Source organism: Ruegeria sp. HKCCD4884 (assembly GCF_013110855.1).
In the GTDB taxonomy this organism is placed as follows: Bacteria; Pseudomonadota; Alphaproteobacteria; order Rhodobacterales; family Rhodobacteraceae; genus Ruegeria.
In genome coordinates this window covers 63,095-71,862 of record NZ_WVRJ01000020.1, presented here as the reverse complement: position 1 = coordinate 71,862, position 8,768 = coordinate 63,095, and the positions used below count along the sequence as shown (strand labels likewise).

The following is an 8,768-nucleotide window of genomic DNA, read 5'->3' as shown; positions in this document are numbered from 1 at the left end:
AGGTCGGCATCCTCAACATGAAAGACCTCGTCCGCGCCCTCGTCCCAGCGCATGTCGAACAAAGAACCGTCATGTGAGGGGGCGGGACCTTACGGCGAAAGACCGAGCTGCCCGGGCGCGGAACCATTGATTAGAACGCGTTGGGCCAATCGGCGTGGCGCGCCTCCGCCGTGATGAGCGCGCAGTTAATGTGTTCTTTGCAAACCGCATTCAGCCCAAATGGAATGCCACAGAAAACTATGGTCCCGGAAACCGGTTATGGACTGTCGTTCTTCGGCTGCATGGCTTGGGACAGAGCTGCTCTTGCGCCTTGTTTTGAAACTGCCCGATAGGCGTTCTGAAGCAGGGCGCGAAACTTGGGTTCGGCCGCCAGATCGGTGGGAAAACCTGTTCGAGCTGTTGCAAGCTCGGCAATTTTTGGAAAGCAGCATCGCCGGGTTCGCGGCCACCTCGGTGACCAAAGCCGATATTCTGTCGCAGCGTGAAACGCTTGAGTTGGAGAAACGCTCGATCCAAGCCGGTGAAGACGACTATCGGGCAGATCGTCAGCTTCATTTGCAGATTGCCGAGGCCACGCAAAATTCGGTTCTGGTCAATCAGATCGATACGCTTTGGCATCTCAGGGAATGCAGTCCGATGTGGGACAGGTTGCATTCTCGCATATTTGACATCGGGTATCGCAGTCAGTGGCTGGACGATCACGCAGCTGTTCTTGAATCCCTGCGTCGTCGCGATGCGGAAGGCGCGCGGCAAGCGATGTGGCAGCATCTTGAAAACGTTCGGTTGACACTTTTGGAACTATCGGATGTTGAAGACCCCGAGTTTGATGGGTTTCTGTACTCCAAATCGGTGTCAGGTTAAGCGCAGGGAACAGGGGGCAGTCATGCTGGAAAGTTGGCGTTGGTTCGGGCCGAAAGACCCTATTCCGCTGGCTCATATCCGTCAGACCGGCGCGCAGGGGATCGTAACTGCTTTGCATGAGGTTCCCAACGGGCAAGAATGGCCGGACGCAGAGATCGCGGCCCGGCGCGAATTGATTGAGGCGGCCGGGCTGCGCTGGGTCGTGACCGAAAGCATTCCGGTTCACGAGGACATCAAGACTGGCGCGCCAGATTGGGAGCGTTACGCGTATATCTGGGCGGAAAACCTGCGGCGTCTGGCCCGTCAGGGCATCCGCAACATCTGCTACAACTTCATGCCAGTGCTGGACTGGACGCGCACCGATCTGAATTTTGCTTTGCCGGACGGGTCTCTGGCGCTGCGGTTCGATTTCACTGCCTACGCCGCCTTTGACCTATTTGTTTTGCGGCGCGACGGAGCACAGGACAGTTATACGGCACAGGATCTGGCGGCGGCGGAAGACTGGTTTGCGGGGGCAGATCAGCCGATGATCGACCGGTTGACGCGCACGGTGATTGCCGGACTGCCGGGGTCAGAGGAAAGCTATACGCTGGATACGTTCCGAACCCGACTTGCCGCCTATGACGATTGCGATCACGCGACACTCAGGCGGCAGCTCACCGCGTTTCTGGAAATCGTTCTGCCAGTGGCAGAAGCCGAAGGGGCAAAGCTGTCGATCCACCCCGATGATCCGCCGATGGATCTGTTCGGCCTGCCGCGGATTGTTTCGACCCAGGCCGATCTCGAAGCCATTGCCGCAATCTCTTCATCTCCGGCGTCGGGATTTACCTTGTGCACCGGATCCTTGGGTGCACATTCCAAAAACGATTTGGTGGCCATTGCTCGTCAGCTCGGGCCCCGCATCCATTTTGCCCATCTGCGCGCAGTGAAACGGGAAGCCGATCCACGGAGTTTCCTCGAGGATGCACACTTGGCCGGCGATCTCGACATGATTGGGGTTGCGCGCGAGCTCTTGCGTATTGAGCGTGTGACGGGCGTTGAAATCCCAATGCGCCCGGATCACGGGCATCGCATCCTTCACGATCAAGAACGAGACTCAGTTCCAGGTTATCCCGCAATCGGGAGGCTTCGCGGATTGGCCGAACTGCGCGGGGTCATGCACACGCTGAATGCTTTTGGCATCTGACAGAGCTCTACTGCAAAGCTCTGAACGCGCACATTTGTTCTTACGATCCCAACGAATTAAGCAGCCGGGCAGTCTTTTCGAGTAATGCCCGTGCCTGCCAGAGTTACAACTGGCACGGTGGTCATGGCGACCTCAACTGCGCATGAGGGTGTGGTCTGGATCGTAGGGGGAAGACGAGATGACCTCTGCCTTGACCAGATCCCCGTACAAATCCAATTGCATTGTGCTGCCAACAGCGGCCAGATCGGGGTTCACGAAGGCATAGGCCAGGTTCAAGCCAACCCGATGCCCCCAATCGCCCGAGGTGATGGTGCCGACAACGGTTTCACCTTGCATCAGTGAGGCGCCGCCGTGGGCCGGGGCGTGGGTCGCGTCGACTATCAGGGTCACCAGCTTTTTGTTGGGGCCGCTGGCGTGACGTTTTTCCAGCGCCGTTTTGCCGATAAAATCGCCTTTACTCAACTTGACGAAGCGGTCCAGTGCTGTCTCGAACGGGTCAAACTCTGTTAGCAAGTCGGCTTTCCAATGCAAGAAACCTTTCTCCATCCGCATGGACTCCACCGCGCGGGCCCCGAACAGCTTCAGGTCGTGCGCCTCGCCCGCCGCACGCAGTGCTAGATAGGCGGCATAGAGCGAAGCGTTTGGTACGTGGATTTCATAGGCGAGCTCGCCTGAGAAGCTGACGCCCATGACAGTGGCCGGGGCAAACCCGATGAAGCACTCTCTGACTGATAGCCAGGGGAAAGCCTGTTTCGACCAATCACCGCGGGAACAAGCGGACAGGACATCGCGCGCCTTGGGACCGGCCAGAACAAGGATCGTCTGGTCGTTGGTCAGAGAGCGTATTTGAACGTCCTCTCCATCGCGTAGGTGCCGGGTCAGCCAATCCATGTCGTGGTACTCACTGGCTGCTGCCGAGCCGTACCAGACCCGCGCGGGGCCCCGGTCGCTGGCTGGGATGTTGGCCACGGTGGCCTCGCCCTTGATCATGCCGTGATGGTTCAGCAGATAGCCCAAACCTACCCGGCCCGCACGTTTTGTTACCGCGCCGCAGAACATGCGGTCTAGGAAGGCGTGGCGGTCCGTACCGGTTATTTCAAACCGGTTAAAGCCGTTGACCTCGCACAGGCCAACATTCTCCTGCACGTTCTTGATCTCAGCGGCGACCACGTCAAAGGCTTCGTCAAAGTTAAAGGTCAGGCTGGGGTGAAAGTCGGGTGAGGGTTTGATGTAATCGACCCGCTCCCACCCGTTCACCACGGTGAACTCAGCCCCTTCAGCGGCCAGAACCGGTGTTAGCGGCGTGGTCTTCGCCGGACGACCTGCGGGGCGGTGTTCATGGGGAAAGTGGAAGCGGAATTCGTTCTGGTAGTCCTCGATGGCTTTCAGCGAGGTCAGTTCGACATTCGCGTGTCCGGTAAAGCGGCGGGGGTCGAGGCACCAGGTGTCATAACACGCCTCGCCATGCACGATCTGTTGCGCCAGCAACCAGCCGTGGCCGCCGCCTTCGCCCAGCCCGGCGCGCAGACCGATGATACAGAAAGCGTTGCGCTTACCCGGAATCGGCCCGACCAACGGTGCGCCGTCGATTGTGTAGGTGATCGGGCCATTCACCACGGATCGGATGCCGGTTTCGCGCAAGGCGGGCATGCGTTCAAACGCGCCTTCCAGCACATCCATGACCCGGTCCAGATCATCGGGGCACAGCGCGTTGACAAAGTTCGGGTCAATCCCGTCCATGCCCCACGGTTTGCAATCCTGCTCGTAGAAGCCAACCAGCAGACCGCCCTTTTCCTGACGGCTGTAATAGTCGCTGATCGGGCAGCGCAACAGTGGCATCCGGTGGCCTGCCTCGGCGATGCCGGGGATGTCCTCGGTCAGGAAATATTGATGCTCCATAGACGCAACCGGGTGATGTACACCCATCATCGCGCCGACTTCGTTGACGCGGTAACCGCAGGCGTTGACCACGATGTCGCAATCAATATCGCCCTGTTCTGTATGCACGGTCCAGGTGTCGTCCTGGTGTTGCGTCAGCGCGGTGACCGGCGTGTTGCGATAGACCTCGGCCCCGGCCTTACGGGCGTGATAGGCCAGTGCTTGGCACAGCTGCGCCGGGTCAATATCGCCATCCAGCGGATCCCAGAGCCCGCCCAGCAGGTTTGTAGTCGAGATCAGCGGATGGCGGCGGGCGCATTCCTCGGCATCGATCACCTCGAAGTCGACACCCATGCCGCGCGCCATCGAGGCAAAGTGGCGGTAGCCCTGCATCTGCGCTTCGGTATTCGCGAGGCGGATGCCGCCATCGGCATGGTGGTAGTTGATCGGGTATTCTGGGTTTTCCGACAGCTCTTTATACAGGTTGATCGAATGCGTCTTCAGCCCGACCATCGTCTGGTTCATGCCAAAATTGGTCACTTGCGCGGCGGAATGCCAGGTCGTGCCACTTGTCAATTCGTTGCGTTCAACCAGAACAACATCGCTCCACCCCTCTTGGGTCAGGTGATAGAGCGTTGAACATCCGGCAATACCACCGCCAATGACGACAACCTTGGTGCGGGATTTCATGTGACACGAGCCTCCGAAAAACAGTTTGCCGAGATAGGCCCGCAGATTAGAAGGCTTCGCAATATGTCGGATAATAATTCAAAGTAAATCGAACTCTAAGTTCGATTTTTTCGAGTTTTTGGCGAGGTCGTTGTAATTGCTTCGGTTAAGCTTCTTCTATCGCGGTCAAAATGCGGCCGAAGGAGCAAACATGGCAGGGCAGCGTGGAAAGAGAGGGGGCCGTCGCGAACGGCTGGCTGCGCGTGCGGCGAAACCGGCTGTCGATCCTTGCCCTCCGGGTCAGGTTGGCGGAGCCTACAAACCGCTCAGCGATGCGGATCTGCGACGCATCTACGACACCGCCCTTGATTTGCTGGAACAGCTGGGTGTTGGAGAGGTGCCGGACCGCCTGCAAAAAGACCTTCTGGCGATTGGCGCCATCGATAATGGCAAAGGGCGTGTCTTGTTTCCGCCAAAGCTGGTGGAGGAGGCCATCGATCAGGCGGCAAAGACGTTCATTCTGCATGGCCGTGATCCGGCCCGATCCATCGAGGTGGGTGGCAACAAGGTTTATTTCGGCACAGGTGGCGCAGCGGTGCAGACGCTGGACTTGGACAGCGGCACCTACAGACCTTCGACCTTGGATGATCTGCACAACTTCACCCGGCTGCAGGACACGCTGGCCAATGTCAGTTGGTACACCCGCTGCTGTGTCGCGACGGATGTGCCGGACAATTTCGATCTGGACGTCAATACCGCCTTTGCGCTGATAAAAAACACAACCAAACCCACGGCAACCTCGTTCACGCTGGCTGAATATGTCGCTCCGATTGTCGAGATGCTGGACATTGCAGCTGGTGGGCCGGGCGAATTTGCCAAGCGTCCGTTCATGAAGGCGCATATCAGCCCGATGATCTCGCCCATGCGTTATGGCGAGGATGCGGTGGATGTGGTCTATGAGTGCATTCGGAACAATATCCCGATTTCGTGCATCACCGCCGCGCAGGCGGGGGCGACCGCGCCCGCCACGCTGGCCGGGTTTCTGGCGCAATCACTGGCGGAAACACTGGCCAGCCTGCTCATGGTGCATGCGATCCAGCCGGGCTTTCCGATGGTCTTTTCCAACTGGCCGCTGGTGATTGACCTGCGCACCGGTGCGTTCTCGGGGGGCAGCGGTGAGACAGCCGTGCTCAATGCGGCCTCGGCGCAGCTGTCGAATTGGCTGGGTCTGCCGTCAGGTGTGGCCTGTTCGATGACCGATGCCAAGGCGATCGATGCGCAATATGGCATGGAGAAAGGTATTACCTCGATGGCGGCGGCCCTGGCCGGAGGAAACCTGATCTATGAAAGCTCGGGCATGACCGCATCCCTGCTGGGGGCTAGTTTTGAGGCGTTTGTGCTGGACGACGAAATGCACTCGAACACTTACCGTGCGCTGCGGGGGATCGAGGTGAGTGATGAAAACCTGGGCTTTGATGCGATCTGCGACGCGGTCCTGGGCGAGGGGCATTTTCTGGGTGGTCAACACACCTATGCGGCGATGGAGCGGGATTATTTCTATCCCACGCTTGCCGACCGTGATGAGCCGCGCACATGGGCGGAAAACGGGGCGCAGGATGCATGGGCCCGCGCCCGAGCCCGGGCACAGGACATCCTGGCCGAACACAAGCCCCAATATCTGACGCCCGAGCAAGAGCGCGAAATTCGCGCGAGGTTCAATATACTAAGCCCGTCTTAGCCATTGCCAGATGGCCGGGACATATGATCAGGCTTCGTATCTTTCGATCCATCAGCTCCAGCAAGGATCGGGATCAATCCAGCGTCGCCACGATGGACTAGGTGCGGGAAAAGCTTTTGACCGGAAGGCGGAGCAGCCGAAGTCTGTTTCAAAACCGTTGGGCGTGATCAAACAGCAAAGGCGTCTTGATGCTCCATCCGGCCCCAGCCGCGACCATCGCCACTAAAGTCTGATTGGTGCTGCGTTCGAAGAGGTTGTGTTACCTGCAGCTGGAGGGAATTCAGTTTGACCTGACTTTTGGTTCCGTACGCCAAAGATGGATGCCAAATCCGATCATAGCAAATTGCACAAACAGGCGCGTTATCGCGGCCCAAAGAGGCGCGACAACCGGATCGGGCCGGAACAGGTCCCAGATGTGGAACGGCAAATAGGCGGTGCACAACATTGCTGCGAACAGCCCGCCAAAGGCTCGGAATTTAGGTAAGACCAGGGCAGCGGCAATTGCGATCTCGGCGACACCGGCCAGAATATGCGCAGGAGTCTTGGGAATGAATGATGGCATGAACCCATCAAATACAGCCGGATAAACAAAATGGGTTATCCCGCCCGTCATCAGGAACAGGGCAAATAGCCAGACAAACAGCGTTTTGATCACGAGCCGCTCCGTGTGATGGGAGAATTTACAAATGGTCCGGGCGAAGCTTTTGCGCCGCCCGGACCTGTTTCGTGAGTGAGGGGGATATCGAGGGGGTCTGTCTTTAAGTGGTTATGCCGCGTGTGCGACGGCAGGCAGGTTGAATTCAAACCCGACCAGCTGCTCGCTTTTTGCCCACAACTGACGCTGCTTTTCGAGATCCAGTGCGTGATCTTTCACCTTGGCGTCGGAAACCGGGCCGCGGGATTCACCCATTTTTTGCGGGCCGTAATATGCGCCACGCTTTGCTTCGGTTCCGGCGGCGGCAAGCACCGTCGGATAGGCTCCGGCTTCGGGGCGTTGCGCGGCCAGTTTGTTCATCACGGCCAGCATGGCTTTCATAAAGCCGGTCGGGCCGGTAGATTGCAGGTTGGTATCGGTATAGCCAGGGTGGCAGGCGACGCAGATGGCCTTGCTGCCGGCAGCCTTTAGGCGACGATCCAGTTCAAACGCGAACATCAGGTTCGACAGTTTGGACTGGGTATAGGCCTTCATTGGCGTGTATTTGGTGTCAGTCATGAAATCATCCAGATCCAGAGGTCCGTACTTGTGAACCAGGCTGGATAGCACAACAACACGGCCTTCGGCAGCTTCAACCAGATCCAGCAGCAGGCCGGTCCATAGGAAATGGCCAAGATGGTTGGCCCCCATCTGCAGGTCAAACCCATCAACGGTCTTTTCCTGCGGGGTCATCATGATGCCTGCGTTGTTGATGAGGCCGTCGATTTTGGTATAGCGACCGCGCAGTTCCTCGGCCGCCTTGCGGACCGACGACAGATCGCTGAGGTCCATCAGGATCAGATCAACTTTCCCTTTCGAGGACGGCGACAGCTTGCGCTGTGCGGTTTCACCTTTTGCGCGTGAGCGGCAGACCATTACAACGTTCGCGCCTTTTTCACCCAGCATCCGGGCGGCTTCATAACCGATGCCCGAATTTGCGCCGGTGATGACATAGGTCTTGCCATTCAGTTCCGGGAGTTGCGAGGGCTTCCAGCTACTGAAGCCCGAGTCAGTGATTTTCTGTTCCATCCGAGGGGGTCCAATCGATATAGGTTGCAAACGGGTATATTCTTGTGTACTCTATTTACAAATACGACCCAAAATGTCAATAAGGTAAAAATGAAAAAATCGTCAAACGCTTTCGAAGTCCTGTCTGTCTTTGCGCAATATGGCTTTCGCAAAGTGTCCATGAATGACATTGCCGAAGCTGCTGGTTTGTCGCGTCAGTCGATCTACAACCAGTTCGGATCGAAAGAAGCCGTTCTGGAATGGGCTGTCAGAACAGTGCTTACATCGATGACCAATGCGGCACTTGATGTTCTGAGCCAGGCAGAAGGTTCGCCCCGGGATGTTCTGGCCCGGGCGTATCAGACTTGGATCGGAGATCACGTGGCCATATGGCGGGGCACGCCTCATGGTGCCGAGATTATGGAATTTGCCATCGAATCCGCGTCAGATGCCGAAATGGATTACAGCGCAGAGTTCGAAAAAGCCCTGTCGGGTTATTTGGTGAAAGCAAACGTGGTGCCAACACCCGAAGCGGCGGCGGATTTGGCCTTTCTGCTCACGACTGTATCAACCGGTCTTTTGCTAAAGACCACAACCAGCGAACAATACGCCGCTGGCATGACCCGCGCTACAAGCGTGCTTCTGGCTCATAGTACCTGAACCGGATTTGAACGGAATCGGTGCCCGCAAATGGGTGCTGAGAAGGGGAAAAGAAACGACCACTTTGGCTCTGA

Annotated in this window: 7 protein-coding genes; 4 read left to right on the top strand and 3 right to left on the bottom strand. The window is 57.7% G+C overall.

Annotated elements, in window-relative coordinates:
* The first annotated feature begins 258 nt into the window (after window positions 1-258).
* Window positions 259-861 (top strand): FCD domain-containing protein, encoded by a 603-nt coding sequence (locus GS636_RS21395; protein WP_253762957.1) that lies wholly within the window; start codon window positions 259-261, stop codon window positions 859-861.
* A gap of 22 nt (window positions 862-883) precedes the next feature.
* Complete coding sequence (uxuA, locus tag GS636_RS21390) at window positions 884-2,047, top strand: mannonate dehydratase (RefSeq protein WP_171672544.1); 1,164 nt, start codon at window positions 884-886, stop codon at window positions 2,045-2,047.
* 132 nt (window positions 2,048-2,179) lie between these two features.
* On the opposite strand, the gene GS636_RS21385 is transcribed toward uxuA, so the two are convergent.
* The gene (locus tag GS636_RS21385) at window positions 2,180-4,615 is read right to left on the bottom strand and encodes an FAD-dependent oxidoreductase (protein ID WP_171672541.1); all 2,436 of its coding nucleotides are present in this window, start codon (window positions 4,613-4,615) and stop codon (window positions 2,180-2,182) included.
* A 190-nt stretch (window positions 4,616-4,805) separates the two neighbouring features.
* Between GS636_RS21385 and GS636_RS21380 the strand changes: the two genes are divergently transcribed.
* On the top strand, window positions 4,806-6,332 hold the full coding sequence (locus GS636_RS21380; protein ID WP_171672538.1) for a trimethylamine methyltransferase family protein: 1,527 nt from the start codon (window positions 4,806-4,808) through the stop codon (window positions 6,330-6,332).
* A 280-nt stretch (window positions 6,333-6,612) separates the two neighbouring features.
* Here GS636_RS21380 and GS636_RS21375 read toward each other — a convergent pair whose 3' ends face one another.
* A complete protein-coding gene (locus tag GS636_RS21375) occupies window positions 6,613-6,987 on the bottom strand; it encodes a hypothetical protein (protein WP_171672535.1) in 375 nt (124 codons plus the stop codon).
* Between the two features lie 111 nt (window positions 6,988-7,098).
* Entirely contained in the window at window positions 7,099-8,055 is a 957-nt protein-coding gene (locus tag GS636_RS21370) for an oxidoreductase (protein WP_171672533.1), read from the bottom strand.
* A 90-nt stretch (window positions 8,056-8,145) separates the two neighbouring features.
* Here GS636_RS21370 and GS636_RS21365 point away from each other — a divergent pair, with 90 nt between their 5' ends.
* Complete coding sequence (locus GS636_RS21365) at window positions 8,146-8,694, top strand: TetR/AcrR family transcriptional regulator (protein WP_171672531.1); 549 nt, start codon at window positions 8,146-8,148, stop codon at window positions 8,692-8,694.
* The last annotated feature ends 74 nt before the right edge of the window (window positions 8,695-8,768 follow it).

Excerpts from the sequence above, each read along its gene's own strand:
- GS636_RS21395 (WP_253762957.1), top strand. The coding sequence starts at position 259 with ATGGACTGTCGTTCTTCGGCTGCATGGCTTGGGACAGAGCTGCTCTTG.
- uxuA (WP_171672544.1), top strand. The coding sequence starts at position 884 with ATGCTGGAAAGTTGGCGTTGGTTCGGGCCGAAAGACCCTATTCCGCTG.
- GS636_RS21385 (WP_171672541.1), bottom strand. The coding sequence starts at position 4,615 with ATGAAATCCCGCACCAAGGTTGTCGTCATTGGCGGTGGTATTGCCGGA.
- GS636_RS21380 (WP_171672538.1), top strand. The coding sequence starts at position 4,806 with ATGGCAGGGCAGCGTGGAAAGAGAGGGGGCCGTCGCGAACGGCTGGCT.
- GS636_RS21370 (WP_171672533.1), bottom strand. The coding sequence starts at position 8,055 with ATGGAACAGAAAATCACTGACTCGGGCTTCAGTAGCTGGAAGCCCTCG.
- GS636_RS21365 (WP_171672531.1), top strand. The coding sequence starts at position 8,146 with ATGAAAAAATCGTCAAACGCTTTCGAAGTCCTGTCTGTCTTTGCGCAA.